The sequence below is a fragment of the Ottowia sp. SB7-C50 genome (genome assembly GCF_033110285.1).
Taxonomy (GTDB): domain Bacteria; phylum Pseudomonadota; class Gammaproteobacteria; order Burkholderiales; family Burkholderiaceae_C; genus Ottowia.
This window is the reverse complement of record NZ_CP136995.1, coordinates 1,041,853-1,066,781: the sequence shown is the minus strand read 5'-3', so window position 1 is coordinate 1,066,781 and position 24,929 is coordinate 1,041,853. Positions and strand designations below refer to the sequence as shown.

General features: G+C 68.3%; 22 protein-coding genes and 2 pseudogenes. 9 read left to right on the top strand and 15 right to left on the bottom strand.

Going from position 1 to position 24,929, the window contains the following annotated elements:
• Window positions 1–60: 60 nt before the first annotated feature.
• The 9 genes from R0D99_RS05130 to R0D99_RS05090 all read right to left on the bottom strand — a co-directional run bounded on the left by R0D99_RS05130 (window position 61) and on the right by R0D99_RS05090 (window position 7,862).
• The gene (locus R0D99_RS05130; protein ID WP_317750305.1) at window positions 61–531 is read right to left on the bottom strand and encodes a diheme cytochrome c; all 471 of its coding nucleotides are present in this window, start codon (window positions 529–531) and stop codon (window positions 61–63) included.
• An 8-nt stretch (window positions 532–539) separates the two neighbouring features.
• Window positions 540–950 (bottom strand): DUF1924 domain-containing protein, encoded by a 411-nt coding sequence (locus R0D99_RS05125; protein ID WP_317750304.1) that lies wholly within the window; start codon window positions 948–950, stop codon window positions 540–542.
• A gap of 164 nt (window positions 951–1,114) precedes the next feature.
• Window positions 1,115–1,774, bottom strand: coding sequence for a DsbA family oxidoreductase (locus tag R0D99_RS05120; RefSeq protein WP_317750303.1), 660 nt, complete (start codon window positions 1,772–1,774; stop codon window positions 1,115–1,117).
• A 10-nt stretch (window positions 1,775–1,784) separates the two neighbouring features.
• Window positions 1,785–2,297: a MarR family winged helix-turn-helix transcriptional regulator gene (locus R0D99_RS05115; RefSeq protein ID WP_317750302.1), complete on the bottom strand. Its 513-nt coding sequence runs from the start codon at window positions 2,295–2,297 to the stop codon at window positions 1,785–1,787.
• Window positions 2,298–2,334: 37 nt separating this feature from the next.
• Window positions 2,335–4,068 carry a tannase/feruloyl esterase family alpha/beta hydrolase gene (locus tag R0D99_RS05110; RefSeq protein WP_317750301.1) on the bottom strand — a complete coding sequence of 578 codons (1,734 nt, stop codon included), beginning with the start codon at window positions 4,066–4,068 and terminating at the stop codon, window positions 2,335–2,337.
• Between the two features lie 362 nt (window positions 4,069–4,430).
• Window positions 4,431–5,282: an alpha/beta fold hydrolase gene (locus tag R0D99_RS05105; RefSeq protein WP_416365988.1), complete on the bottom strand. Its 852-nt coding sequence runs from the start codon at window positions 5,280–5,282 to the stop codon at window positions 4,431–4,433.
• Between the two features lie 38 nt (window positions 5,283–5,320).
• Window positions 5,321–5,782, bottom strand: a complete 462-nt coding sequence (locus tag R0D99_RS05100) for an RNA-binding S4 domain-containing protein (RefSeq protein WP_317750299.1) — start codon at window positions 5,780–5,782, stop codon at window positions 5,321–5,323.
• The gene (locus R0D99_RS05095; protein WP_317750298.1) at window positions 5,779–7,182 is read right to left on the bottom strand and encodes a sensor histidine kinase; all 1,404 of its coding nucleotides are present in this window, start codon (window positions 7,180–7,182) and stop codon (window positions 5,779–5,781) included. Before R0D99_RS05095 ends, R0D99_RS05100 begins: the two co-directional genes overlap by 4 nt.
• On the bottom strand, window positions 7,179–7,862 hold the full coding sequence (locus tag R0D99_RS05090) for a response regulator (RefSeq protein ID WP_317750297.1): 684 nt from the start codon (window positions 7,860–7,862) through the stop codon (window positions 7,179–7,181). The genes R0D99_RS05095 and R0D99_RS05090 overlap by 4 nt, the downstream gene beginning before the upstream one ends.
• Before the next feature lie 279 nt (window positions 7,863–8,141).
• Between R0D99_RS05090 and R0D99_RS05085 the strand changes: the two genes are divergently transcribed.
• The 3 genes and pseudogenes from R0D99_RS05085 (at window position 8,142) to R0D99_RS05075 (ending at window position 11,440) form a co-directional block, all read left to right on the top strand.
• On the top strand, window positions 8,142–9,110 hold the full coding sequence (locus R0D99_RS05085) for a tripartite tricarboxylate transporter substrate binding protein (RefSeq protein WP_317750296.1): 969 nt from the start codon (window positions 8,142–8,144) through the stop codon (window positions 9,108–9,110).
• 255 nt (window positions 9,111–9,365) lie between these two features.
• Window positions 9,366–9,926 (top strand): tripartite tricarboxylate transporter TctB family protein, encoded by a 561-nt coding sequence (locus R0D99_RS05080; protein WP_317750294.1) that lies wholly within the window; start codon window positions 9,366–9,368, stop codon window positions 9,924–9,926.
• A gap of 13 nt (window positions 9,927–9,939) precedes the next feature.
• Window positions 9,940–11,440: pseudogene (locus R0D99_RS05075) on the top strand (tripartite tricarboxylate transporter permease).
• Between the two features lie 206 nt (window positions 11,441–11,646).
• Here the strand turns inward: R0D99_RS05075 and R0D99_RS05070 are convergent.
• The 6 genes and pseudogenes from R0D99_RS05070 to acnA all read right to left on the bottom strand — a co-directional run bounded on the left by R0D99_RS05070 (window position 11,647) and on the right by acnA (window position 19,358).
• On the bottom strand, window positions 11,647–13,017 hold the full coding sequence (locus R0D99_RS05070; RefSeq protein WP_317750293.1) for an MATE family efflux transporter: 1,371 nt from the start codon (window positions 13,015–13,017) through the stop codon (window positions 11,647–11,649).
• Window positions 13,018–13,157: 140 nt separating this feature from the next.
• The gene (locus tag R0D99_RS05065) at window positions 13,158–13,793 is read right to left on the bottom strand and encodes a DUF2239 family protein (RefSeq protein WP_317750292.1); all 636 of its coding nucleotides are present in this window, start codon (window positions 13,791–13,793) and stop codon (window positions 13,158–13,160) included.
• A gap of 183 nt (window positions 13,794–13,976) precedes the next feature.
• The gene (locus R0D99_RS05060) at window positions 13,977–15,029 is read right to left on the bottom strand and encodes a lactonase family protein (protein WP_317750291.1); all 1,053 of its coding nucleotides are present in this window, start codon (window positions 15,027–15,029) and stop codon (window positions 13,977–13,979) included.
• A gap of 4 nt (window positions 15,030–15,033) precedes the next feature.
• Window positions 15,034–15,774, bottom strand: a complete 741-nt coding sequence (locus R0D99_RS05055; protein WP_317750290.1) for an ABC transporter substrate-binding protein — start codon at window positions 15,772–15,774, stop codon at window positions 15,034–15,036.
• Window positions 15,771–16,667 (bottom strand): GntR family transcriptional regulator, encoded by an 897-nt coding sequence (locus R0D99_RS05050; protein ID WP_317750289.1) that lies wholly within the window; start codon window positions 16,665–16,667, stop codon window positions 15,771–15,773. Before R0D99_RS05050 ends, R0D99_RS05055 begins: the two co-directional genes overlap by 4 nt.
• A 38-nt stretch (window positions 16,668–16,705) precedes the next feature.
• Window positions 16,706–19,358: pseudogene (acnA, locus tag R0D99_RS05045) on the bottom strand (aconitate hydratase AcnA).
• Between acnA and R0D99_RS05040 the strand changes: the two are divergent.
• From R0D99_RS05040 to R0D99_RS05015, 6 genes are all read left to right on the top strand, one after another.
• The gene (locus tag R0D99_RS05040; protein ID WP_317750287.1) at window positions 19,327–20,427 is read left to right on the top strand and encodes a tripartite tricarboxylate transporter substrate binding protein; all 1,101 of its coding nucleotides are present in this window, start codon (window positions 19,327–19,329) and stop codon (window positions 20,425–20,427) included. The pseudogene acnA and the gene R0D99_RS05040 sit on opposite strands and share 32 nt — an antisense overlap.
• A gap of 206 nt (window positions 20,428–20,633) precedes the next feature.
• Window positions 20,634–20,903, top strand: a complete 270-nt coding sequence (locus R0D99_RS05035) for a GlsB/YeaQ/YmgE family stress response membrane protein (RefSeq protein WP_317750286.1) — start codon at window positions 20,634–20,636, stop codon at window positions 20,901–20,903.
• Window positions 20,904–21,038: 135 nt separating this feature from the next.
• Complete coding sequence (locus R0D99_RS05030) at window positions 21,039–22,508, top strand: sigma-54 interaction domain-containing protein (RefSeq protein WP_317750285.1); 1,470 nt, start codon at window positions 21,039–21,041, stop codon at window positions 22,506–22,508.
• Between the two features lie 205 nt (window positions 22,509–22,713).
• The gene (locus tag R0D99_RS05025) at window positions 22,714–23,904 is read left to right on the top strand and encodes a substrate-binding domain-containing protein (protein WP_317750284.1); all 1,191 of its coding nucleotides are present in this window, start codon (window positions 22,714–22,716) and stop codon (window positions 23,902–23,904) included.
• A gap of 123 nt (window positions 23,905–24,027) precedes the next feature.
• Window positions 24,028–24,795, top strand: a complete 768-nt coding sequence (locus R0D99_RS05020) for an ABC transporter ATP-binding protein (RefSeq protein WP_317750283.1) — start codon at window positions 24,028–24,030, stop codon at window positions 24,793–24,795.
• Window positions 24,792–24,929, top strand: a complete 138-nt coding sequence (locus R0D99_RS05015) for a hypothetical protein (RefSeq protein ID WP_317750282.1) — start codon at window positions 24,792–24,794, stop codon at window positions 24,927–24,929. The genes R0D99_RS05020 and R0D99_RS05015 overlap by 4 nt, the downstream gene beginning before the upstream one ends.

Sequence of the window (24,929 nt, the reverse complement as noted above, 5' to 3'; positions counted from 1 at the left end):
TTCAGTAGCTATCATGACATTTCCTTTGAAAGATGGGGTACTGCGCTGGCGCCGTGAACGTCAGCGCGGGATGCGTGCGCGGTCGTCGTCGAACTCACCCTTGGCCGCGCCCGGGTGGCAGGCCGCGCAGTTGGCGGCGCTTTTGATGCTGGGGCGGCGGTACACGGCCGGCGCGATGTCTTCGTGCTTGCGCGCGAACCAGCGGCTGCGCGTGATGCGGTCGTCGGGCGGCGGCGGCTCGGCCCGCACGCGCTTGTAGGTGCCGGCGTGGGCCAGCAACCAGCCCGACAGCGCCTTCACCGTGGCGGGGTCCAGCGAGGCATCGCTGCCATAGTGGCGCTCCAGCCCGTTCATCACGCGCGTCCACGACGCCGCCGGCAGCAGGCCGGGCGGATAGGCGACGTGGCAACCGGCGCATTCCTGGGTGTAGGCGGGCGGCACCTGCGCCGGCATGCGGCGGCCACCGTCGTCGGCGTGCGCAGCGCCCGCCAGCAAAGCGGCGGCAGCTATTAAATTGAAAGCAGATCGCATGGCGAACCTCATTTCTTCAGGCCGACCAGATAAGCCATCAGGTCGGCCTTTTCCACCGCGCTGCATTCGCGCGAAAACACGTCCTTGCAGTTGCGGCGAAACCATTTGTCCACCTTGGCCTGGTCGGTAAAGCGCTCGGCGTTGGCGGCGGGCGCCAGCGCGTCGATGGGTTTGCCGGTGCTGGCGTGGCGCGCTGCGGCGGTGGGCGGCTGGCCGTGGCACGAGGCGCAGCTGAGGTCGTTGCCGGCCTTCAGGCCGATCAGCTTCTGCCCGCGCGCCGCATCGCCCGGCGCACCGGCGGCGACCTGCCAGCGCTGCAGTTGCGCGGCGGGCGTGGTGGCTTGCGCGAAGGCACCCAGCGGCAGCGCGGTGGCCGCCAGCAGCATGGCGGCCAGGGTGCGGGATAGCAATGGGGTCATGAACTTCTCCTGCCAGCCCTTCGGGGGGCCGGATGTGTTCATGATCGGCAGGGCAACTGAAGACCGTCTTAAGCCTGGCCTGCCTTAGCTATCAAAAAAGAAGCGTCAAGCGCTGATGGCGCCTACGCAAAGGCCCGATACAGGCCCCATTCAAGCGAGCCGGCTCAGTGGCCGGCCGACTGGGCGATCTGCCGCAGCGCCTGCTCGAACACCTCGGGCGGCTGGCCGCCGCTGATGAGGTGGCGGTCGTTGATGACCACCGCCGGCACGGCGCGGATGCCGGCGCGCTGCCACTCGGCTTCGGCCGCGCGCACGTCGGCGGCGTGGTCGTCGCCCGCCAGCACGGCGCGCGCGGCGGCTTCATCCAGCCCCGCGGCCCGCACGGCGCCCAGCAGCACGTCGGCGTGGTCGACGCGTTCGCCACGGCCGTGATAGGCCTGCAGCAGCGCCTGCTTGAGCGCCAGCTGCGCGGCGGCGCCCTGCAGGCCGGCCCAGTGCAGCAGGCGGTGCGCGTCAAAGGTGTTGACGATGCGCCCGCGCCCTTCGGGCTTGAAGGCAAAGCCCACCGCTGCGCCGCGCTCGCGGATGGCGTCGCGGTTGCGGGCGAACTGCTCGGGCGTGCCGCCGTACTTGCGCGCCAGGTGCTCGTCCACGTCTTCGCCTTCGGGCGGCATGTCGGGGTTCAGCTCGAACGGCTGGAAATGCAGCGTGGCCTGCACGGCGTCGGCGCTGTGGCGCAAGGCCTGCTGCAGCGACGCCAGGCCCACGGCGCACCACGGGCAGGCGATGTCGGAAACGAAGTCGATCTTCATCGGCACGGGCATGGGCGGCCTTTCAGTCATAGATGCGTTGCAGCAGCGCGATGAGTTGCGCGCGCTCGGCGGGCGACAGCGTGGCCGTGGCGTCGATTTCGAGTTGCTCGGCGCTGGCCTCGGCGGCGATGCGCAGCGCCTCGCCCGCGGGGCTGAGCGTGAGGCCGACCGCGCGCCCGTCCTGCGGGTGTGCGTCGCGCTGCACCAGGGCACGCTCGTCCAGCCGCGCCAGCAGCCGCACCAGGTTGGGCGGCTGCAGGGCCAGTTCGGCGCACACGGCGCGCGAGGTGATGCCGGGGTTGTGGCCGATCAGGCTGAGCACCGAGAACTCGACCGGCTGCAGGTCGTGCGCCGCCATGCGGTCCTTGAACACGGCCATGATGGTGAGCGCCGCGCGGCGGGCGTTGTAGCCCACCAGCGTGCGCAGAAAGCCCGAATCGACCGCCGCGTGCCGCGCCGCCGCGCGCGGGCGGCGACGGCCCGCGTCGGCGGCGGCGGAGGCCGCGGTGTCGGCGCTGTCGGTGGTCAGGCTCATGCGGCGCGATTGTGCCAGCGCCTCACCGCGCGCCGGGCTACTTGCAGCTGTAGCTGGCCGCGCTCTGCGGGTCGCCCGAGCCGTTGTAGCGCGCCACCTGCGGGTAGGCGCACAGCGGCCGCGAGCGCTGGCCCCAGGCCGCCGGCACTTCGGCGTTGACCACGTTGGCGCCGGGGCCGCGCGCGGTGGCGGTGATGCGGTCGGGCGCGTCGCCCTTCTCGACCCAGTTGACCAGCGCCGTCAGGGCGTCGAACTGGTCGGCCGCCGGGCCGCCCGAGCAGTGGTTCATGCCCGGCACCATGAACAGGCGCGAGAAGTCGCTGGCGTCACCGCCGTTGGCCTGCTTCAGCGCGTCGTACCAGGTGGCGGTGTCGGCGGCCGAGAAGATCGGGTCGGCCGCGCCGTGGTAGACCAGCACCTTGGCGCCGCGGTCGCGCAGCACCGACAGGTCGGTCTCTTTCGGCGGCGTCATGAACGACCAGGACGATTCGGCATACGTGGGCGTGGTGGCAAAGATCTTCTGGTAGCCGGCGTCCAGGTCATAGGCCAGCGCGTACTTCAGGCCCGTGGTGGCGACGAAGTCGGCCTGGGCCATGGGCGGCGTGTTGAAGATGAAGGCCAGCGCGCCCGGGTCCAGGTTCTGCGAATTGTTGAAGTGCCAGGCCGCGTAGCCGCTGCCCGACACGCCCGGATCCCAGAAGAACTTGCTGTAGATCGACTGGCCCTTGGGCGACACGGCACCGGCAAAGATGCGCGCCAGCACCGTTTTCTGGTCGCTGCTGAGGCAGCTGCCGTCGCGCGCGCCGGTGCAGGTGGGCACGTCGGTGGCGATGTTGAAGGTCGACTGGCAGGCAGCCACGTCCTGCACCATGCCGTCGGTGGCGCCGTCCAGCGCGTCGCACTTGGCGGTGATGCGGCTGCCCAGCAGCGACCATTCGGCCGGCGTGACGGCGGTGGTGATGTCCGGCAGGCCGGTGTTGGCACCCGTGGTCAGCGTGGCGCTGGCCACGGTGGCGTATTGCTGCACCTTGAACATCTGCGCCGCCGCCGCCTTGGGCAAATGCATGCCCGGCGCGCCGGCCAGGAAGCCATCGTACTGGTCGCCATAGCGCGCCGCCGCCACCAGCGCGTGCCGCCCGCCGTTGGAGCAGCCACCGATGTAGCTGCGGTCGGGCGCGCGCCCGTAGGCGGCCTTGATGAGGTTCTTGGCCATGGGCGTCAGGCTGCCCACCGCCGCATAGCCATAGTCCAGCCGCGCCTGCGGGTCGAGCCCGAAGAACGGCGCCGGCGGTTGGTGGCCGGCGTCGGAGCTGATGACGGCAAAGCCCATGGTCAGCGCGTTGCTCAGCGGCGCACCACCGCCGGTGGATCCGGTGGCCGTCACCACGCTGCCGTCGATGCCGCCGTTGGCCTGGTAGAAGTAGCGGCCGTTCCACGCCGTGGGCAGGCGCATCTCGAAGCCGATGGCGTAGCTCTTGCCGTCCACCGGGCTGGTGCGGCGGTTCATCTCGCCCTTGACCAGGCAGTGCTCGGGCACGGGGGCGGCGCCAGCCACCGCCAGGCCGCCGGCCGGCACCAGCGCTGTGGAGGCGATGGTGGTGTTGCTCAGGGCCGCCTTGGCGGCCAGGTCGGTGCAGCTTTGCAGCGTGCCGGGCTGGGCGGCCGACAGCTGCGGCAGGCCGGAGCCGCCGCAGGCCGTCAGCGCCAGCGTGGCCGCTGCCGCCAGGGCCAGCGGGCCGACCGGCGGGCGGGCGCGGTGCGATGGGGTCATGTTTGTCTCCTCGAATGGGTGTGGTGCGCGAGGCACCGGCCCGATCAGCGCCCGGCCCCGCACCGCCAATTTAGTTGTTTGTGATAACTAGATCATCCGGGTTTACCCGGAATCGGGGCAGCGATGCAGCTATGTTTTTAATAGCTGTCAGCGCAGTCTGATCAAGCGCCAGAGGCCAAAAACAGGCTAGAGCGCGCAGTTTTGACCGATAAAAACAGCCGGACGCAGAGGACGCAAAGATTTCGCAGAGAACGCAAAAAAAAAACCAAAAAATCCCTTGGCTGTTTCTTTTGCGTCCTTCGCGGCTCCTTCGCGTCCTTCGCGTCCGGTTTTCGGCAACCATCGGCGCGGCCAAAGCCACCTCAGCCGTCCGACAGCGCCCGCAACAGCGCCGCGTCAAACGCCTCGGGCGCCTCGAACTGCACCCAGTGGCCCGCGCCTTCGATCAGCGCCATGCCGCGAAAGTCGGGCGCCGTTTCGGCAAAGCGCTGCGCCAGCTGGTGGATGTACTGGCGATACAGCACATCGTGCGCGCCGTAGATGGCCCGCACCGGGCACGGCACGCGCGGCAGGCTGCGCGCCAGGATGTCTGTGTGCGCCAGGCGGCGGCGCGGCAGGCGGTCGCGCTGCACGTTGGCAATGTGCACTTCCAGCGCCAGGCCGTCGATCAGGTCGTGGTCGTGCAGCATCAGCACGCCCAGGTTGTGGCGGTGGATCTCGGCCTGCTCCTGCGGGGTCTTCAGGTGGCGCCAGCCCCTCAATTCGAACTGCCGCGCCGGCACCACGCCCATGGCCGGCGCGCCGACCAGCACCAGGCGCCGCGCCAGCGCGGGGTGGTCGGCCAGCAACATGCCGGCCGTCATGCCGCCAAACGAAAAACCCACCAGGTCGACCGGCTGCCCCGCAAACAGCTGCGCCATGCTGTCCGCCAGCGGCGCCAGCATGGCGTCGGCGTCGCTGCCGCCCGCGGGCGGGTCGCTGTCGCCAAAGCCCGGCAGGTCGACCGCGAACACGCGCCGCCCCGAATCCACCAGCGGCACGATGTTGCGCACCCAGTGCGTCCACGAGCCGCTGCCGCCGTGAAACAGCACCAGCGGCGGCGCATCGGTGGGTGTCGCCGGCTCCCACGCATGCCACACGATGTGCCCCTGCGCGCCGCCGGTGCGCAGCCGCCGGCCCGCGGCCAGCCGCGATCGCTCTGAAATCGAGAGCATGAACGGCACATCAGGCGAGGGGTCGGCGGCGATTGGCTTCATTCGTCGTCCAGGCTGGCCGACCAGCGCTCGCCCCAGCCCGAGTCGCCGCCGCGGCCCTGCTCGATGGCGCGGCGGTCGCGCTTGGTGGGCCGGCCGTGGGCAATGGCCAGCGCCGGCTCGGGCGCCAGGCGGCGCGCCTCGGCAGCGTGGGCGCGCGCGGCCACGCTGTCGGGCGTCTCGTCGTACAGCTGTTGCGCCACCGGCGCCGGGCCGCGCTGCGACGACAGCGCACGCACCACCACGGCGCGCTCGTCGCGCCCCTGGCGCAGGCGCACCGTGTCGCCGGGGCGCACTTCGCGCGAGGGCTTGGCGTCGGCGCCGTTCACCTGCACGCGGCCACGGTCGATCTGCTCCACCGCCAGCGCGCGCGTCTTGTAAAAGCGCGCGGCCCACAGCCACTTGTCCAGGCGCATGCCTTCCGGTGCGGGGGTCGTGGCGCGTTCGGTGCGGGAACTCATTCGATGGGCAGGGTGACAACGGCGTCGAGGCCGGCGATGCGCCCATTTTCCACGCGATTGCGCAGCTGGATATGGCCCCCGAGCGCCTGCACGATTTCGTGGCAGATCGCCAGCCCCAGGCCCGACCCGGTGCCGCCCGCGCCGGCGCTGAACGGCTGGAACAGCCGCGCGGCCAGGTCGGGTTCGACGCCCGGCCCGCTGTCGGCCACGGTGAAGCGCGCGTGGCCGCCTTCGCGCTGCAGCGTGATGGCCAGCAGGCCGCCGTGCGGCGTGTGGCGGATGGCGTTGTGCAGCAGGTTGCGCGTCAGCTCGCGCAGCATCCAGTCGTGCGCGCGCAGCGTGACCGGCTCGGCCCGCAGGTCGAAGTCGAGCGCCTGCCCGGCGATCAGCGGCGCCAGGTCGAGCGCCACCGCGCGCACCACGTCGTCGAACGCGGTGGCGGGCGCGTCGGCCTGCTGGCGCAGCTGCGCGACCTTGGCCAGCGCCAGCATCTGGTTGGCCAGCAGGGTGGCGCGGTCCACGGTGTCTTCGATCTCGGCCAGCGCCTGCGCGGGCGGCACGTCGCCACGCCGGGCCGACTGCACCTGCGCCTTGAGCACCGCCAGCGGCGTGCGCAGCTGGTGCGAGGCGTCGCGCACGAAGCGCTGCTGCTGCGCCAGCAGATCGCCCTGGCGGCGCATGTGCTCGTTGGTGGCGGCGATCAGCGGCTGCAATTCGCGCGGCGCGTCGGGCGCGGCAATGGGGCGCAGGTCGTCGTCGGGCCGCGCCTGCAGGTCGTGGCTGAGGCGGCGCACCGGGCGCGTGGCCAGCTGCACCACGGCAATCACGGTGGCGGCGATCAGCGCCACCAGCGCTGCCTGGCGCGCCAGCGTGTCCCACAGGATCTGCCGGGCCAGCGCGTGGCGGATTTCCAGCGTCTCGGCCACCTGCACCACCGCCACGTCGCGCCCGGCGCCGCGCGCCACCGGCTGCAGCAGCACGGCCATGCGCACCGGCTCGCCGCGGAACTGGCCGTCGTAGAAGTCGGCCAGCGCGGCGTACGGCGGCTGCACGGGAATTTCGCCGCGCCACATCGGCAGGTCTTCGTAGCCCGACAGCAGCACGCCCTGCCGGGTGGAGATGCGGTACGCCATGCGGCTTTGCAGATCGGCCTCGAAGGCCTCCAGCGCGGCCGAGGGCACGTTGGCCTGCAGGCGCGCGGCGTCGCCCTCGCCGCTGATCTGCAGCGATTCGCCCAGGCTCTTGGCCGACGCCAGCAGCGTGCGGTCGTAGGCCGTATGGAGCGCACCCAGCGCCTGGTGGTACAGGCTCCAGGTGTTGAAGGCCACGATCAGCAGCACCGGGATCAGGATGCCCGCCAGCAACTGGCGCCTCAGCGAGCGCGTGCGCGGGCGGCTCACGACACCGCCCGCAGCAGATAGCCCAGGCCGCGCAGCGTGACCAGCTCGACGCCCGTGTCGGCCAGCTTGCGGCGCAGGCGGTAGGCGACCACCTCGATGGCTTCGTAGCGCACCTCGGCCTCGCCCGGAAAGACCTGCTCGAACAGGCGCTCCTTGGCGACGGCGTGGCCGGGGCGCGCCAGCAGCGCGTGCATCAGCGCCAGTTCGCGCGGGGTCAGCTCCATCGGCACGCCATCGCGGTAGATGGCGCCGCCATCGCGGTCGTGGCGCAGGCTGCCGATCTGCACGGCGGCGGGCGGCGGCGCGGCGCCTGGCATGGGGGCGCTGCGGCGCACCAGGGCGCGCAGGCGCGCTTCCAATTCATCCAGATCAAAGGGCTTGGGCAGGTAATCGTCGGCGCCGGCGTTCAGGCCCAGCACGCGGTCGCCCACGGTGCCGCGCGCGGTCAGGATCAGCACCGGCGTGCGCAGGCCCTGCGCGCGCGCCTGCGCCAGCACCTGCAGGCCGTCCAGCCCCGGCAAGGTCAGGTCGAGCACCACGGCATCGGGCGCGCCGGCGGCCCAGCGCGCCAGCGCCGCGGGCCCATCGCCCACGGCGGTGACGGCAAAGCCGCGCCGCGCCAGCGTACGTACCAGCGTCGCCTGCAGCGCGGCATCGTCTTCGACCACCAGCAATTTCATGGCTTGTGGTTCCGGAAGACTGGCCTCAATGCCGTCTGTACCGCGAAGGCGGAAATCCAGGTCTCCAGCCACCGCTGCGCCCGATGCGGTAGGGATTCCCGCCTTCGTGGGAATGACGGTAGGTGCGAGCGCGTCACAGTGGAAGTCCGTTGGCTTTGCTTGGTCGCAACATACCGCAGCCGTTGGCAGCTAGGGTAAGCCCTAGGTGCCCGGACAGCCAATTGACAGCCGTTGGGGCCAATATTGATGGGTTCCTATCACGCAGTGGAGACAACCGATATGCGACGCGATACCTTCCTCAAGTCCCTGGCCGCGCTGGCCGCCATGGGTGCCCTGCCCGCCGCCTGGGCGCAGGCCGGCGCCAACCTGAAGATCCTGATCCCCGCCAACCCCGGCGGCGGCTGGGACACCACCGGCCGCGCCCTGGGCAAGGCCATGCTGGACGCCAAGCAGGCCGCCACCGTCACCTACGACAACAAGGGCGGCGCCGCGGGCGCGCTGGGCCTGGCGCCCTTCCTGGCCGGTGCCAAGGGCGACGGCAACCAGATGATGGTGATGGGCGCGGTGATGCTGGGCGGGCTGATCACGTCCAAGTCGCCGCTCAACCTGATGCAGGCCACGCCGCTGGCGCGCCTGACGACCGAATACAACGTGTTCGTGCTGCCGGCCAATTCGCCCCACAAGACCATGGCCGACGTGATCGCGCAGCTGAAGAAAGACCCCGGCAGCGTGAAGTGGGGCGGCGGCTCGCGCGGCTCCACCGAACACATTGCCGCGGCCATGATCGCGCGCGAAGCCGGCGTTGACCCGGCCAAGATCAACTACGTCGCCTTCCGCGGCGGCGGCGAGGCCACGGCGGCCATCCTGGGCGGCAACGTCACGGTGGGCGGCAGCGGCCTGTCGGAATTCTCCGAATACATCAGCACCGGCAAGATGAAGCCGATTGCCGTCACCTCGGCGCAGCGCCTGCCGGCGCTGAAGGACACGCCCACGCTGAAGGAGCTGGGCCTGAACGTCGAGATCGGCAACTGGCGCGGCGTGTTTGGCGGCCCCGGCATCACGCCGGCGCAGCGCAAGGCGCTGATCGACGCCGTTGCGGCCACCACCAAGTCGCCGTCGTGGCAGGAAGCGCTGAAGAAGAACGACTGGAACCCCGCGCTGCTGACGGGCGACGAGTTCACCAAGTTCGTCGACAACGAATTCGCCGCCCTGCGGGCGATCATGGCCAAGTCCGGGATGATCACCTAACCCCCCTATGCCGCTGCGCGGCTTCCCCCAGGGGGACGCCGCTGGTCGCCGGGGGAACCCCGGCTCGGGCGGCCTGGAATGGCCTGCTCCGCGGCCATCGGACCATGAGGAGCGCCGCTGTTCTTGACCTGCTGCAGCGGATCGTATATTTGTAAAAATTGGGCTGAGGCCATTGCTGTACAAGGGCCTGCAGCTGTGAATAAGGTAGCTCGCTGGCCGTCGACTTGATCGGCCCCGCGAGCGGAGGAGGCAAGCATGAGCAGTCCGCAACCCAATATCCCGCTCGATCTGCGGCCAGACCACCCAGCGCCCGCGCAGCCCTCGCGCAAGACGCTGCTGTGGGAAACGCTGGTCAGCGTGGCCATCTTCGCGGTGGGCGCGGCCATGGCGCTGGGCGCCATCGGCATCCCGTCCGAAGCCGGCTACGGCGGCGTGGGCGCCAACTTCCTGCCGTGGGTGGTGTCGCTGGCGCTCATGCTGTGCGGCGGCGTGCTGCTGTGGCATTCGCGCACCGGCGGCTACCGCGACATGGAAGACGTGGCCGGCGACGAGCATCCGGACTGGATTCACTTTGTGTGGGTGTCGGCCGGCCTGCTGCTGAACGCGGCGCTGATCGAGCACATGGGCTTCATCCTGAGCTGCGCGCTGGCCTACGTGCTGGCGGTGCAGGGCCTCAAGCGCGCCTACGGCAAGCCGCACGACACCTGGATCACCGACGTGCTGACCGGCGTGGCGATTGCGGCGCCGGTGTACTGGCTGTTCACGCAATTCCTGGCGATCAATCTGCCGGGCCTCACCACCACCGGTTGGCTCTGATCGGAGGCTCGACATGGATACCGTCAACCTTCTGATGCAGGGCTTTGGCACGGCGATGACCGTGACCAACCTGCTGTGGGCGCTGTTCGGCTGCGCCCTGGGCACCGCCGTGGGCGTGCTGCCCGGCATCGGCCCGGCCACCACGGTGGCCATGCTGCTGCCCATCACCGCCAAGGTGGACATCACCGCCTCGATGATCTTCTTTGCCGGCATCTACTACGGCGCCATGTACGGCGGCAGCACCACCTCCATCCTGCTCAACACGCCCGGCGAAACCGCCAGCATGGTGACGGCGATGGAAGGCAACAAGATGGCCAAGAGCGGCCGCGCCGGCGCGGCGCTGGCCACGGCGGCCATCGGCTCCTTCGTGGCGGGCACCATCGCCACCGTGGTGGTGACGCTGTTCGCGCCGGTGGTGGCCGACTATGCGGTCAAGCTCGGCCCGCCCGAATACTTCCTGCTGATGGTGCTGGCTTTCACCACCGTCAGCGCGGTGCTGGGCAAGAGCACGGTGCGCGGCCTGACGGCGCTGTTCATCGGCCTGGCCGTGGGCCTGATCGGCATGGACCAGATCAGCGGCCAGCCGCGCTACACCGGCGGCAAGGCCGAGTTCCTGGACGGCATCGAGATCGTGCTGGTGGCCGTGGGCCTGTTCGCCGTCGCCGAGGTGCTGCACGCCGTGCTGTTCGAGGGCCGCGTGGTCGAGACGCAGAACAAGCTGACGCGCGTGCACATGAGCGCGCGCGACTGGCGCCGCAGCGTGCCGGCGTGGCTGCGCGGCTCGGCCATCGGCGCGCCGTTTGGCTGCATTCCGGCGGGGGGGCACCGAGATCCCGACCTTCCTGTCCTACGCGACCGAGAAGAAGCTGGCCAAGGGCGAGGACAAGGCTGAGTTCGGCACCGCGGGCGCCATCGAAGGCGTGGCCGGCCCCGAGGCGGCCAACAACGCCACGGTGACGACGGCGCTGATCCCGCTGCTGACGCTGGGCATTCCCACCAGCAACACCACCGCCATCCTGCTGGGCGCGTTCCAGAACTACGGCATTCAGCCCGGGCCGCAGCTGTTTGCGACGTCGGCCGCGCTGGTGTGGGCGCTGATCGCGTCGCTGTACATCGGCAACGTGATGCTGCTGATCCTGAACCTGCCGATGGTGGGCCTGTGGGTCAAGCTGCTGAAGATTCCGAAGCCGCAGCTGTACGCCGGCATCCTGATCTTCGCCACCGTGGGCGCCTACGGCATGCGGCAGAGCAGCTTCGACCTGTTCCTGCTGTACGTGATCGGCGCGGTGGGGGTGGTGATGCGCCGCTTCGACTTCCCGACCGCGCCGGTCGTGGTGGGCATGATCCTGGGCCCCCTGGCCGAGGCCCAGCTGCGCAACGCCATGTCGATTGGCGAAGGCAAGTGGACGGTGTTCATCGACCGCCCGGTGTCGGTGTTCCTGATCGTGGTGATCGCCACCGTGCTGCTGCTGCCGCGCCTGATGCGCTGGTATTCGTCGCGGCGCGCTGTCTGATTTCGGACTGGCTTCAAACCGCCGGACGCGAAGGACGCCAAGGGGTTCGCGAAGGACGCACAAGAAAGACCAAAGCCTGGCTTTGGGTTTTCGGCGTCCTCTGCGAAATCTCTGCGTCCTCTGCGTCCGGTTTTTGTTTTCAATAAGCCGCCAGCGCTTATCCATACAGCGCACACAGCTACATTTCTAATAGTATTTGCCCTGCGTCACACCAGCCGCTCGATCTTCTTGTGGCGCCACACCAGCCAGTAGAAGGCGCTCTGCAGCAGCAGCATGGTGCAGAACACCACCGGGTAGCCCATCCACACGCCGTCCAGGCCGTAGCGCGCGCTCAGCCAATGTGCCGCCGGCAACTGCACCAGCAGGATGCAGCCAACCGAAATCGCCACGGGCACCATCACCGTGCCGCTGGCGCGCATGACGCCGGCAATCACGGCCTGCATGCCGAACACCACCGAGCTCCACAGCATCAGGTGCAGCAGCCCCTCGGCCATGCGGCGCACGGGCTCGTCGGTCAGGAAGAAGCCCAGCAGCCACGGCGCCAGCAGATAGCCTGCCAGCACCAGCGCGCCCGTCAGTAGCACGTTCAATAGCAGCCCCGTGCGCACGATGGCGCCCAGCCGCTCGGCCTGCCCGGCGCCGATGAACTGGGCGCCCAGGATCGACGCCGTGATGGCGATCGACAGCGCCGGAAACTGCACGTAGTTGACGATCTGGTTCACCGCGCCATAGGCCGCCGTGGCGTCGGCGCCGTAGCGGTTGACCAGGCCCAGGATGGCCAGCTCGGCCAGCGAGATGGTGACCATCTGCACGCCCGTGGGCACGCCGATGCGCAGCACGCTTTTGAGCAGCGCGGGGTCGATCCACAGCGCGCGCTGCAGCGCCGCGTCGGGCGCCAGCGGGTGGCGCTTGCGCCGCAGATACAGCACCAGGAAGCCCAGCGCCACGCCCGTGGACACGAAGCCCGCCACCGCTGCGCTCACCACGCCCAGCTGCGGCAGCCCGCCCCAGCCGCGGATGAGCGCCGGCGTCAAGGCCAGCCCGACGCCGGTGGAAATCAGCAGCGCGTACAGCGGCGTCAGCGTGTCGCCCACCCCGCGCAACAACTGCGTGTACAGGATGAACACCAGCAGCAGCGGCATGGTCAGCATCATCACGCGGGCGTAGGCCACGGCGTCGCCCAGCACTTCGGGTGCGGTGCCCAGCGCCTGCAGCGCCGGCCGCGCGAACAGCTCGCCCAGCACGGCGGCGCTCACGCCGATCAGGCCGCCCAGCGCCAGCGCGGTGCCGGCAATGGCCTTGACCTTGCCCGGCTCGCGCGCGCCCCAGGCCTGCCCGATCAGCACCGAGGCGCCCGCCCCCACGCCGATGATCAACGCGATGAAGAAGAACACGATGGGAAACATGCCCGCCACCGCCGCCAGCGCGTGCGTGCCCAGCATCTGGCCGATGTAGACGGCGTTGATGCTGCCCGACAGCGACTGCAGGATGTTGGCCAGCACCATCGGCCCCAGAAAGACCAGATAGATGCGCCACAGGGGTCGGCGGGCGGCGGCGCCAGGCAAAGCTTTGTTCATGGTGAAGGGGGATTGTCAGGGCGGCGGTGCATCGGGCGTCGCGCGTCAGCGCGCCGCGGGGGGTGCGCACGGCGCAGCCGCGGGGTGAAGCGCCCGCGCGCGCGGCTTTCATGGGGTGACGGAAATGCCGGGTTGGCCGATCAGGCCGGGGCGGCTTCAAACGCATCGCGCGCCAGCCAGCGCAGGTGGGCGCGCACGTCGGGCGGCCAGGCGTCGATGCGGGCGTCGAAGGCGCCGGGGTCTGCCGCAAACAGCGCGCGCGCCGCTTCCTCGAACTCGGGCAGATGGCTGGCGATGCCGCTCATGAAGCGGTAGGCGCGCTCGCGTGCCAGCCGGCGGGTGTCGCGCTCGGCGCCCTGCTGGCGCGCCGCATCAACCAGCCGCCGCAGCGCGGCCGACGCACCGCCGGGCTGCGCGCCCAGCCAGTCCCAGTGGCGCGGCAGCAGCGTCACCTCGCGCGCCACCACGCCCAGGCGCGGCCGCCCCACGCCCCGGCGCGCGGGCACTTCGTCGGTCGATGGGGCGTGGTCCTGCGCCGCATCGGGCTGCAGCGCCTGCAGCCATTGCGCCAGCGCGGCGGCGTTGCCGGGCGGCGGCGGCACATCGACCGGCGACCCGCTACGGTCGTCGAACAACAGCAGCGTGTCAGGCCGGCCATGCCAAGGCGCCAAGGCCTTCGCCACCGCCGGCAGGCTGCCGCTGGCGACGCGCTGCATGCCGGCGAACGCGGTGAAGGATGGCGCCAGTGCGTCGGCGGAGGAGACTGCCGGGATCATGGTGTTCGCTGCGATCTGAAAGCGCTAATATTACCATGTATAAATTAAATTACCAAGGTAATATTAAATCGGTGTTCGACAACCGACCTGGCCAAGAATCCATCGATTTTGGCCTCCTGCGCTGACCCCTATTGCGCTGGCAGCTATGAAATCAGAAGCAATCCGCGGCTTTGCCACGGCGCTTCATGCCGATGCGCCAAACACCATGCAGACCGGGCTGCCGCAAGTCCAAGCTCGCCCGGTGTCGCTCAAATGCCCTGTCAACGCATCGACTTGCCATTGAACGATGCGGTCGCTGTCTTCGTTCAGCACATACATCCAGCGCGCATCGGGCGACAGCGCAAAAAAGCGTGGCGTGCGCCCGCCCGCCGGCTGGGTCTGCGTCAGCGTCAGGCAGCCGCTGCCGGGGTCGATGGCCAGCACGGCGATGCTGTCTTCGCCACGGTTAGACGCATACAGCACATGGCCGCCCGGATGCACCTCTATTTCGGAAGCACGGCTGTTGCCCGTGAAGCGTTCCGACAGCGCATTGACGACCTGGAACGGCCGCAGCGTGCCCGCCTCCGCATCAAAGTGGTAGGCGGTGACCGTGGAATCCAGTTCGTTGATGGCATACACCCACGGCTGGCGCAGATGAAACGCGATGTGGCGCGGCCCCGCGCCTTCGCGCGCCACGGCTTCACTGGCAGGCGACAGCACGCCGTCCTCGAACCGCAGTACGAAGATCCGGTCCACGCCCTTGTCCGGCACGACGACAAAACGCCCACTGGGGTTGAACGGGTTGAAGTGCGGCTTGGAGAAAGGCTGCTCCTTGCGGTGCGGGCCGGGCTCGCCCGTCAATGGCAACAGCTGCTTCAGCGGCTGCAGGCTGCCGTCGTCACCCAGCGGGAGCACGGCCAGGCTGCTGGTGATGTGGTTCGACACCACGATGAAGCGCTCGCTCGCATCCAGCGCCAGATGCACCGGATTGCGCCCGCCGGTGGATTCGCGATTGAGCAGTGCCAGTTTTCCGCTGCCCGGCTCGACGCGAAACGCGCTGATCTCCTCCTTGTCGCCATGCACCGCGTACAGCCGCGTGGCAGCGCGGTTCAGCGCCAGGAACGACGGGTTATCCAGATCGCCCACCACCTGCAACAGCGCCAGCGCGCCGGTGACAGGGTCGCACTGGTACACGCTGATACCGTCACCACGCGCGTTTCGCTCGCGTGTGGTGCGTGAGCCGACGTAGACAAACATCGCCTCAGCCTCCCGCTGCGGGCGCGACCGAAGCCCCCTGGATGCCGTGACGCCTCAGCGCGTCGTCCACAAACCCGCTGGCCTTCTGCCGTTCGACATACGCCGCCAGATACGCCGCCGCGTCGGCCCCGCGCGCCTTGCCCACGCCCATGGCCTGCTGGATCACCATGAAGCGGCCCGGCAGCAGGCGGTGGCCGGGAAAGCGCGCCAGGTCCGATTCCAGCTGCTGGCGCACGCCGGCGGCGACTTCGGCCTGCTGCTCGACAAACACGTCGACCACGGCGGGCGAGGTCGGCGCGCGCACGATGTCGGCTGCCTTCAGTTCGCGGGTCAAAAACAGGTCGTACGCGCTGCCCTTGCCCACCACCACGCGCGTGCCGGCGCGGTCGACCTCGTCGTTGGCTTGCAACGGCGATGCCTCGGGGACCATGTAGCTGCCTTCGATCAGCACATAGGGTGCGGTAAAGGCAATGTGCTCGCCGCGCTTGGGGTCGATGGCGAAGAAGCCGATGTCGGCGCGCTCCTGCTCGACGGCTTCGACCGACTTGCCGGCGGCGTCGAACACCACCATCTCGATCGGCACGCCCAGCGCCTGCGCCAGCCCGTTGGCCAGGTCGATCGACACGCCGAACGGCTGGCCGCTGGCCGCATCGCGGTTGGCCAGGATGGGGTTGCCGAGGTTGATGGACGCACGCAGCGTGCCGGTGGGCGCGAAGGCCTGCACGATGTGGGGAGTGGTGTTCATGGCGTGAGAAGTGGGCTGAGATACTCGTGGTTGGACAGGGTGCGTTCGAGGTGCTGGCGAAGCGCCGCCGAGGCATCGGCAGGACGCCCGCCCGCCAGCAGATCGAGGATGTGCAAATGCTGCCGGCAATGCTCGGGGTAGCGGCGCCGGTCCTGCATTGAACGGTATGAAATGAGCCGCCGGATGCGATTTACGCGCCGGATCGTGTCAATGAAAAACGGGTTGCCGGAAGCTTCGACCAGCGATTCGTGAAACCGAACGCCGCGCTCGTGCAAACGGTCGGGCGTGTCGGTGTCGATAGCGCCCTCCAGCAAGCGCTGCTCGGCCGAGCGGCAGCGCTCGATAACCTCGGGCGCGATAGCGTAGCCCGGCTCCAGCAACGCGGCCGGCTCAAGCGCCAGGCGCAGGCGGTACGACTGCAGCAGACTGTGCGGCGTCGTTAGCATGGTCTGAAAGGCCCAGCCGTAGCCGCGTTTTTTCTGCACCCAGCCTTCCTGCGCGATGCGACCCAGCACCGTCTTGAGTTGCGCGACGCTGAGGTCGTAGCGGGTTTTCAGCAGCACCTCGGTCACTTGCTCGGGCAGCTCACCCTTGAGCAGATCGTCGGCGATGGCGAAGTAGGCGCGCGAAGCCGCGTCCGGCGCGTCGGCCGCGCCGCCTGCTTGCACCGCCTCGGCGACCTGTTCGATGGGCTGCGCCAGAAAGTAGCCACGGTTGCGCCGCCGCTGCAGCACCCCTTGCGCGTGCAGGCTGGCCAGCGCCTCGTTGACCGGCGTGCGCGACACCGCCAGACGATCGGCCAGCCACTGCGCGGGCACGTGGCTGCCCACGGGCATCTCGTCGGCCTGGATCAGTTCGACGATCTGGGCGGGAAGTGGGCGGGTGAAGTCCATCGGGCGTCCATTCTGCCGCGCCGGCGCGGGGCTGCCGATCATGCGGCGCTAGCGGCCGCCGCGCCCTGAGCGCGCAGGGCCTGGTGCAGGATGGACGGGATGACGCCGCCATCGCGTAACAGGCGCACTTCCAACTGCGTTTCGACCGCCGCCGTTGCATCGAACCGTTCGACCGCACCGTTGGCACGGTGCAGTGTCACGCCGATGGGCGCACGCGGTACTACGTGCTCGGGCGACGCGTCGATCTCGATGCGGTCGCCCGGCTGAATGGCCAGCGCGGCCGGGCTGGCGCCTTGGGGCAGCAGCAGCGGCAGAATGCCCATGCCAATCAGGTTGGAGCGGTGAATGCGCTCGTAGCTCACCGCCAGCACGGCGCGAATGCCGAGCAGGCGCTGGCCCTTGGCCGCCCAGTCGCGCGACGAGCCCATGCCATATCGCTCGCCGGCCAGCAGCACCACCGATTCACCGGCGTCGCGGTAGCGCTGCGCCACATCCCAGATCGGTTGCACGTCGCCGCTCGGCATGTGCAGCGTGTGCGCCACCGGCATACCCGGTTTCAGCCAGTTCACCAGCGTCTTGCTGTGGAAGGCGGCGCGCATCATAACCTCCCAGTTGCCGCGGCGCGAGGCAAATACATTCAGGTCGTTGCGGTCATCCCCGCGCGCCACCAGAAAGTCGGCCACCAGGCTGTCGCGCGGAATGGCGCTGGCCGGCGAGATGTGGTCGGTGGTGACATCGTCGCCCACCACCAGCAGTGGCCAGGCGGTATAACGACCAAGCTGGCTGCCTTCGCTGAGCGCGGCGAACGGCGGGCGGCGCAGCATCGTTGATCGTTCGTCCCAAGGGAACAGCGCACCCTCGGGAGCGTCTAGCGCCGCCCAGTGCGGATTGGCCGCAGCGATCTGGAAGTCGCGCCTAAAGTCTTCGGGCACCAGGCCCAAATTCAGGTGCTGCTGCACTTCATCGGGTGTCGGCCACAGTTCGTGCAGGTACACCGGCGTGCCGTCCGGGGCAATCTGCACCGGCCGATCGCCCAGGTTGCGCGCCGCGTCGCCGGCCAAGCCAAAGGCCACCACCAGCGGCGGCGACATGATGAAGCTGAGTTCGATGTCCGGGTGCACGCGGCCCGGAAAATTGCGATTGCCGGAGAGGATGGCGACGCCCTTGGCGCGCCCTTCGTGCTGCGCCTGCGCCACCGCGTCGGTCAGCGGGCCCGAGTTGCCGATGCACGTGGTGCAGCCAAAGCCCACAATGTCGAAACCTACCGCCGCTAGGTCGTCGGTCAACCCGGCACGCGCCAGGTACGAGGCGGCCGCCGGCGATCCGGGTGCGAGCGAGGTCTTGACCCAAGGCGGCGCCTTCAGCCCGCGCGCCCGCGCCTTGCGTGCCAGCAAGCCCGCGGCCATCAGCAGCGCTGGGTCAGATGTGTTGGTGCAACTGGTGATGGCCGCCAGCGCCACCGGAAAGCGCGGCATGCCGGCAGCGGGGTCCGCGAGAGGCACAAAGCCTGCCTGGTCCAGCGCCACGCCGGTGTCGGTATAAGGCAACAAGTCTTGCGGGCGGCGCGGGCCGGCCGCATGCAGGCCGATCGTCGACAGGTCGATCTCCAGCGTGCGCGTGTAGCGCGGCGTGGCCGCCGGGTCGAACCACAGGCCGGTGCGGCGCAAATAGGCTTTTGCGCGCGCCACGTCTCGCGCGCTGCGGCCGGTGGCGCGCAGATAGGCCAGCGTGTGCCCGTCGACTGGGAACAAGCCAGTGGTGGCGCCGTATTCCGGCGCCATGTTGGCAACGACCGCGCGATCCCCCCGCGCTGAGCGCGGAAACGCCCGGGCCAAAGAATTCGACAAAGTCGCCCGTCACGTCCAGGTCGCGCAGGCGCTGCGTCACCGTCAGGGCCAGGTCGGTGGCCAGTACGCCGGCCGGTAGCCTGCCGCTCAACCTGACCCCTACCACGTTGGGAATACGCAGCATGGTCGGCATGCCGAACATCACCGTCTGCGCCTCCAGCCCGCCCACGCCCCAGCCGAGTACGCCGATGCCGTTGACCATAGGCGTGTGGCTGTCGGTGCCAATCATCATGTCGGGTACCAGCCAGCTTCGGCCTTCCTGCGGTTGCTCGGTCACCACCGTGGCCAGTTGCTCCAGGTTGATGGTGTGCATGATCCCTGTGCCGGGCGGGTGGATGCGCACGCCCTTGAGCGTGCCCGACGCCCAGCGCAGGAAGCGGTAGCGCTCGGCGTTGCGGCGAATCTCGTGCCCCATGTTTTCGTCGGCGGCGCCGGCGCGCGCATACGCCTCGACGGCGAGCGAATGGTCGACCGACACCTCCACCGGCAGCACCGGGTTCAGCACCGTCGGGTCGATGCCGGCCTCGGCCAGCGCGCTGCGCATGGCCGCCACATCAACCAGCGCGGGTGTGCTGGTGGTGTCGTGCATCAGCACGCGACCGGGTTGGAAGGCGATTTCCTGCGTGCTGCTGCCCGTGGCCAGCCAGTCGCGCAAGGCCTGCAGCGCTTGATCGCGCTCCGCACCCTGCTGGTGGCGCACCACGTTTTCAGCCAGCAGGCGCAGCACCACCGGCAGCCGCGCGAGGTCGGCGCCCATCACGACGGGCAGGTCGACGATGGTGAAAGCGCGGTCGTCAAAGCGGAATTCGCTGGTGAGTGGATTGGATGGAGGCATAGATTGCATTTTGCATTTTAATAGTTTAAAGTGCAATACGGCCCGCACCTTGCTCGCCAAACCGCGGCCTCTTGCCAACACTTTTTGGAGACTGTTTCTCATGTTGCTGTTCACCCGCCGGTTGGCGCTGACCCTGATCGCGCTGGCGGCCACCACGTCTGCGCAAGCACAGACCTATCCCAGCAAGACCATCACGCTCGTCGTGCCGTTTTCGGCAGGCGGAGGGGTCGACACCATGGCGCGACTACTGGCCGAGGAATTGCGCGCGTCGCTGAAGCAAAACGTCATCGTCGACAACAAGCCGGGCGCCAGCGGCATGATCGGCGCGCGTGCTGTCGCCAAGGGCACGCCCGACGGCTACACACTGCTCATGGGTTCGGCTGGCGAAACAGCCATCAACCCGTTCGTGTACAAGGCGCAGATGCAGTATTCGCCGGCGAAAGACCTGGCGCCAGTGGCGTTGGTGAGCAAGGTGCCCAACGTGCTGGTGGCAGCCAAATCCTTTCCAGCCAGTTCGGTGGAAGAACTGGTGGCTTACACCAAAAAGAATCCCGACAAGCTGGTCTATTCATCCAGCGGCGTGGGCAACCCGCAGCACCTGAACGGCGCACTGCTGGAGCAGATGGCTGGTATCAAGATGGTCCACGCACCGTACAAGGGAGCGTCGGGACAGTTGGTCGACGTGGTGTCGGGAACAGTGCCAATCACCTTCGTCAGCTACGCCGCTGCCAAGGGCTTCATCAACGACGGTAAGGTGAAGGCGCTGGCAGTGACCTCCGCTAAGCGCACGGCCTTTGCGCCGGCCATTGCGGCGGTCGCCGAATATGCGCCGCTCGCCAAGTACGAACTGGCCAATTGGTTCGGCCTGTTCGCGCCTGCTGGCACGCCCGAGCTCGTGCTACAAAAATTGAACCAAGCCGTCAACGACGCGTTGCGCAAACCCGAACTGGCCAAGCGCCTGCAAGACCAGGGTGGCGAACTGGCACCGATGTCACTCGCGCAGTTCCGCGAGTTCGTGAAAATCGAAACCGACAAGTTCCAACGCATCGTCGAGGCCGCCAAGATCAAGGCGGAATAACGCGCAAGCTATCGCTCGCGCCCGCCCCGCGACCTGCCCTTACCGTCAACGCGCGCTCGCCAAGTCCTACAAGCGTGAGCGGATGAGGACGACGACGGGCACGCGCCGCTCGTCCAACAATCTCTTCACGACGGCACACGGCGTCGCGGCTGGCAGGTCCATCACTTGCCGATATTCTTATTTTGAGTGGTCATAGGAGCATCGACATGAATTTCATTATCTGGTTGGTGGTGGGCGGCGTTCTGGGTTGGTTGGCCAGCCTGATGATGCGCACCGACGGGCAACAGGGCGTCGTCCTGAACGTGGTGGTCGGTATCGTCGGCGCCTTCCTGGGCGGCCTGCTGATTTCGCCGCTGGTCGGCGCGGGCAACATCAACGACGGCAACTTCTCGCTGCCTTCGCTGCTGGTGTCTCTGGTCGGCGCAGTGATCCTGCTGGCGATCGTCAACCTGTTCCGTCGCGGCCGCGTGCGCTAAGCGCCATCGGCCTGACGAAAAGCCACCGCCAGCGCGGTGGCTTTTTTGTGGGCGCGTGGCGCCGCCCGCCGATGGGCGTGGCATCGCGGCAGACCATTAACATGCGGCATGGCTTCGTCCAACCCTGCACCGTCCATGGCATCGTCCAGCTTGCCGCGCGATGCGGCCAGCGTGCTTGAGCTGGCCGCGCGCTCGATGTTCGACCTGTTTGCCAGCGCCAGCGAAGGCATGCTACTGGTCGACCGCGAAGCGCGCGTGGTGTGGATCAACGACCAGTACCGGCGCTACCTGCCCGCCCTGGGCTTCCCGCGCGAGGCGGACTTCGTCGGTCACCCGGTGTCCAGCGTGATCGAGAACACGCAGATGCACCAGGTGCTCAAGACCGGCAAGCCTATCCTGATCGACCTGCTGACCAACCGTGCGGGCACCTTCGTCGTCAGTCGCATTCCGCTGCGCGACGACCAGGGCGATGTCATCGGCGCCTTGGGCATCGTGCTGTTCGACCAGACCGGCACCAGCATGCAGCCGCTGGTGGGCAAGTTTGCGCAGCTGCAGCAGCAGTTGCACGACGCGCAGCAACAACTGGCGGCCAAACGCACCGCCAGCGCTCATGGCGCAAGGCAATCGCGCTATACTTTTGCGAGCTTCGTGGGCAGCAGCCCGGCCGCCAGCGAGGTCAAGCGCCAGGCACGCCGGGCCGCGCAGTCGGGCAGCCCGGTGCTGCTGCTGGGCGAAACCGGCACCGGCAAGGAGCTGCTGGCGCACGCCATCCATGCCGCGTCGCCACGCGCCGAGGGGCCGTTTGTCAGCGTCAACATCGCCGCCGTGCCCGACACGCTGCTGGAGGCCGAATTCTTCGGCACCGCGCCCGGCGCCTACACGGGGGCCGACCGCAAGGGCCGCGTGGGCAAGTTCAAGCTGGCCGACGGCGGCACGCTGTTCCTCGACGAAATCGGCGACATGCCGCCCGGGCTGCAGGCCAAGCTGCTGCGCGCGCTGCAGGAGGGCGAGATCGAGCCGCTGGGCAGCAACCAGTTGGTGCCGTTCAACGCGCGCGTGATCGCGGCCACCAGCCGCGACCTGCCGGCGCTGGTGGCGCGCGGGCAGTTTCGCGAAGACCTGTACTACCGCCTGAACGTGCTGCCGGTGCGCGTACCGCCGCTGCGCGAGCGGCGTGGCGACATTCCGGCACTCATTGAGGTGCTGGGCGAAGACATGGCCCACCGCGGCAGCCCGCCGCCCGAACTGGGCGAAGACGCCGTCGCCCTGCTGGCGGCGCAGCACTGGCGCGGCAACATCCGCGAACTGCGGAACGTGCTGGAACAGGCCGCGTTGCGCGCCGATTCCGACCGCATCGACGCCGCGCAGATGGAGGCGCTGCTGCGCCAGTCCGGCCTGGCGCAGGTGCAACCCGTGCTGCCGCCCGAACCCGCCTTGCCCGACGCGGGCGCTCTGCTGCGGCCGCTGGGCGAACAGGTGGCCGAGCTGGAGCAACGCGCCATTGCCGCCGCGCTGCAGGCCACCGGCGGCAACAAGCTGGCGACGGCGCGGCTGCTGGGGGTGTCGCGCGCCACGCTGTATCAGCGGCTGCAGACGCCAGAATAGCCGTCAGACCGGGGCGGGCCTACAGGCAAACCCTGAATAAAATTCAATCAAATGTCTGAGTTTCATACATTGAAAATGTATTTTTATCAGACAATTTAATGCAGGCGGTTTTTCAAGGTCCAATCAAATCAATGAGTTAAGCGCTGGCACAACTCCTGCATGAATGGGTTCGTCCTCATTTCATTTGCATCGACAGGAGCCCCTCATGCAACGCCGCACCCTCATTGCCGTCGCCGCCCTTGCCGCCGCCGCGAGCGCCCCTGCCCTGGCGCAGTCGGACACCATCAAGATCGCCCACATCTACAGCAAGACCGGCCCGCTGGAGGCCTACGGCAAGCAGACCCAGACCGGGCTGATGATGGGCCTGAACTACGCCACCGGCGGCACCATGACGGTGGCCGGCAAGAAGATCACCGTGATCGAAAAAGACGACCAGGGCAAGCCTGACTTGGGCAAGAGCCTGCTGGCCGCCGCCTATGCCGACGACAAGGTCGACCTGGCCATTGGCCCCACGTCGTCGGGCGTGGCGCTGGCCATGCTGCCGGTGGCCGAGGAATACAAGAAGATCCTGCTGGTCGAGCCCGCCGTGGCCGATTCGATCACCGGCGACAAGTGGAACAAGTACATCTTCCGCACCGGCCGCAGCAGCAGCCAGGACGCCATCAGCAACGCCGCTGCGATGGACAAGGATGGCGTGTCCATCGCCACGCTGGCGCAGGACTACGCCTTTGGCCGCGACGGCGTGAAGGCGTTCAAGGACGCGCTCAAGCACGCCAAGATCGTGCACGAGGAATACCTGCCGCAGAACACCACCGACTTCACCGCCGGCATCCAGCGCGTGGTCGACGTGCTGAAGGGCAAGCCCGGCCGCAAGGCGATCGAGGTCATCTGGGCCGGCGGCACGCCGCCCTTCAACGCGCTGGCCGCGCAAGACCTGAAGAAGCGCTACGACATCGACGTGTTCACCGGCGGCAACATCCTGCCCGCGATGGCCGCGTACAAGAACTTCCCGGGCATGGAAGGGGCCACGTACTACTACTTCGGCATCCCCAAGAACCCGGTCAACGAGGCGCTGGTGTCGGCCCACTACAAGGAATTCAAGACGCCGCCGGACTTCTTCACCGCCGGCGGCTTCAGCGCCGCGATGGCAGCCGTGACCGCGCTGAAGAAGACCAATGGCGACACCCGTGCCAACACGCTGATCAACGCGATGGAAGGCATGAGCTTCGACACGCCCAAGGGCAAGATGACCTTCCGCAAGGAAGACCACCAGGCCATGCAGAGCATGTACCACTTCAAGATCAAGGCCGACCCTGCTTTCGCCTGGGGCGTGCCTGAGCTGGTGCGCGAGATCAAGCCGGAAGAAATGAACGTGCCGATCCGGAACAAGCGGTAAAACGGCCTACCCTGAGCCGACTGCGTCGGCTCCCCTCAAGGGGCGTCGCTGGCGGACCGGCAAAGCCGGCTCTGCGGCGACGTCGAACGGGCAGCGCTGCGCGCCGCCCTGGAAGTGACCGAGATGAGCGCCTTATCCACCCAAGACCTCACCATCCGCTTCGGCGGCCACGTGGCCGTCAACGCGGTCACGTGCAGCTTCGAGCCCGGCACGCTGACGGCCATCGTCGGGCCCAATGGCGCTGGCAAGACGACGTACTTCAACCTGATCTCGGGCCAGCTCAAGGCCTCGTCCGGCACGGTGCACCTGGGCGGGAAGGACCTGTCGGGCCTGTCGCCGTCGGCGCGCACCAAGGCCGGCCTGGGCCGCGCGTTTCAGCTGACCAACCTGTTCCCCAACCTGTCGGTGCTGGAAAACGTGCGCCTGGCCGTGCAGGCACGCCTGCATGACGGCCTGAACCTCTGGAGCATCTGGAGCGACCACCGCGACCTGACCGAGCGCGCCATGGCCCTGCTGGATTCCGTCGCCATGGCCGACAAGCACGACATGCCGGTGGCCAGCCTGCCACACGGCGACCAGCGCAAGCTGGAAGTGGCGCTGCTGATGGCGCTCGATCCGCACGTCTACATGTTCGACGAGCCCACCGCCGGCATGAGCCACGACGAAGCGCCCGTCATCCTGAACCTGATCCGCGAACTGAAGAAGGACAAGCGCAAGATCATCCTGCTGGTGGAGCACAAGATGGACGTGGTGCGCGAACTGGCCGACCGCATCATCGTGCTAACCAACGGCTCGCTGGTGGCCGATGGCGACCCGGCCGAGGTCATCGCCTCGCCCGTGGTGCAGGAAGCGTACCTGGGCGTGACGAAGGAAGACGAGGTGGAGGTATGACGGATTCCAAAACCTTTGAACGCAAAGAACGCAGAGGTCTTGCAAAAGACGCGGAAAAGAAAAATTTAAAGGTTTTTTTTGCGAATTTTGCGCAACCTTTGCGCCCTTTGCGTTCGGTATTTTGGGGGGCATGA

Coding starts and splice junctions, on each gene's coding strand:
- R0D99_RS05130 (WP_317750305.1), bottom strand. CDS start 531: ATGCGATCTGCTTTCAATTTAATAGCTGCCGCCGCTTTGCTGGCGGGC.
- R0D99_RS05125 (WP_317750304.1), bottom strand. CDS start 950: ATGACCCCATTGCTATCCCGCACCCTGGCCGCCATGCTGCTGGCGGCC.
- R0D99_RS05120 (WP_317750303.1), bottom strand. CDS start 1,774: ATGCCCGTGCCGATGAAGATCGACTTCGTTTCCGACATCGCCTGCCCG.
- R0D99_RS05115 (WP_317750302.1), bottom strand. CDS start 2,297: ATGAGCCTGACCACCGACAGCGCCGACACCGCGGCCTCCGCCGCCGCC.
- R0D99_RS05110 (WP_317750301.1), bottom strand. CDS start 4,068: ATGACCCCATCGCACCGCGCCCGCCCGCCGGTCGGCCCGCTGGCCCTG.
- R0D99_RS05105 (WP_416365988.1), bottom strand. CDS start 5,282: ATGCTCTCGATTTCAGAGCGATCGCGGCTGGCCGCGGGCCGGCGGCTG.
- R0D99_RS05100 (WP_317750299.1), bottom strand. CDS start 5,782: ATGAGTTCCCGCACCGAACGCGCCACGACCCCCGCACCGGAAGGCATG.
- R0D99_RS05090 (WP_317750297.1), bottom strand. CDS start 7,862: ATGAAATTGCTGGTGGTCGAAGACGATGCCGCGCTGCAGGCGACGCTG.
- R0D99_RS05085 (WP_317750296.1), top strand. CDS start 8,142: ATGCGACGCGATACCTTCCTCAAGTCCCTGGCCGCGCTGGCCGCCATG.
- R0D99_RS05080 (WP_317750294.1), top strand. CDS start 9,366: ATGAGCAGTCCGCAACCCAATATCCCGCTCGATCTGCGGCCAGACCAC.
- R0D99_RS05070 (WP_317750293.1), bottom strand. CDS start 13,017: ATGAACAAAGCTTTGCCTGGCGCCGCCGCCCGCCGACCCCTGTGGCGC.
- R0D99_RS05065 (WP_317750292.1), bottom strand. CDS start 13,793: ATGATCCCGGCAGTCTCCTCCGCCGACGCACTGGCGCCATCCTTCACC.
- R0D99_RS05060 (WP_317750291.1), bottom strand. CDS start 15,029: ATGTTTGTCTACGTCGGCTCACGCACCACACGCGAGCGAAACGCGCGT.
- R0D99_RS05055 (WP_317750290.1), bottom strand. CDS start 15,774: ATGAACACCACTCCCCACATCGTGCAGGCCTTCGCGCCCACCGGCACG.
- R0D99_RS05050 (WP_317750289.1), bottom strand. CDS start 16,667: ATGGACTTCACCCGCCCACTTCCCGCCCAGATCGTCGAACTGATCCAG.
- R0D99_RS05035 (WP_317750286.1), top strand. CDS start 20,634: ATGAATTTCATTATCTGGTTGGTGGTGGGCGGCGTTCTGGGTTGGTTG.
- R0D99_RS05030 (WP_317750285.1), top strand. CDS start 21,039: ATGGCATCGTCCAGCTTGCCGCGCGATGCGGCCAGCGTGCTTGAGCTG.
- R0D99_RS05025 (WP_317750284.1), top strand. CDS start 22,714: ATGCAACGCCGCACCCTCATTGCCGTCGCCGCCCTTGCCGCCGCCGCG.
- R0D99_RS05020 (WP_317750283.1), top strand. CDS start 24,028: ATGAGCGCCTTATCCACCCAAGACCTCACCATCCGCTTCGGCGGCCAC.
- R0D99_RS05015 (WP_317750282.1), top strand. CDS start 24,792: ATGACGGATTCCAAAACCTTTGAACGCAAAGAACGCAGAGGTCTTGCA.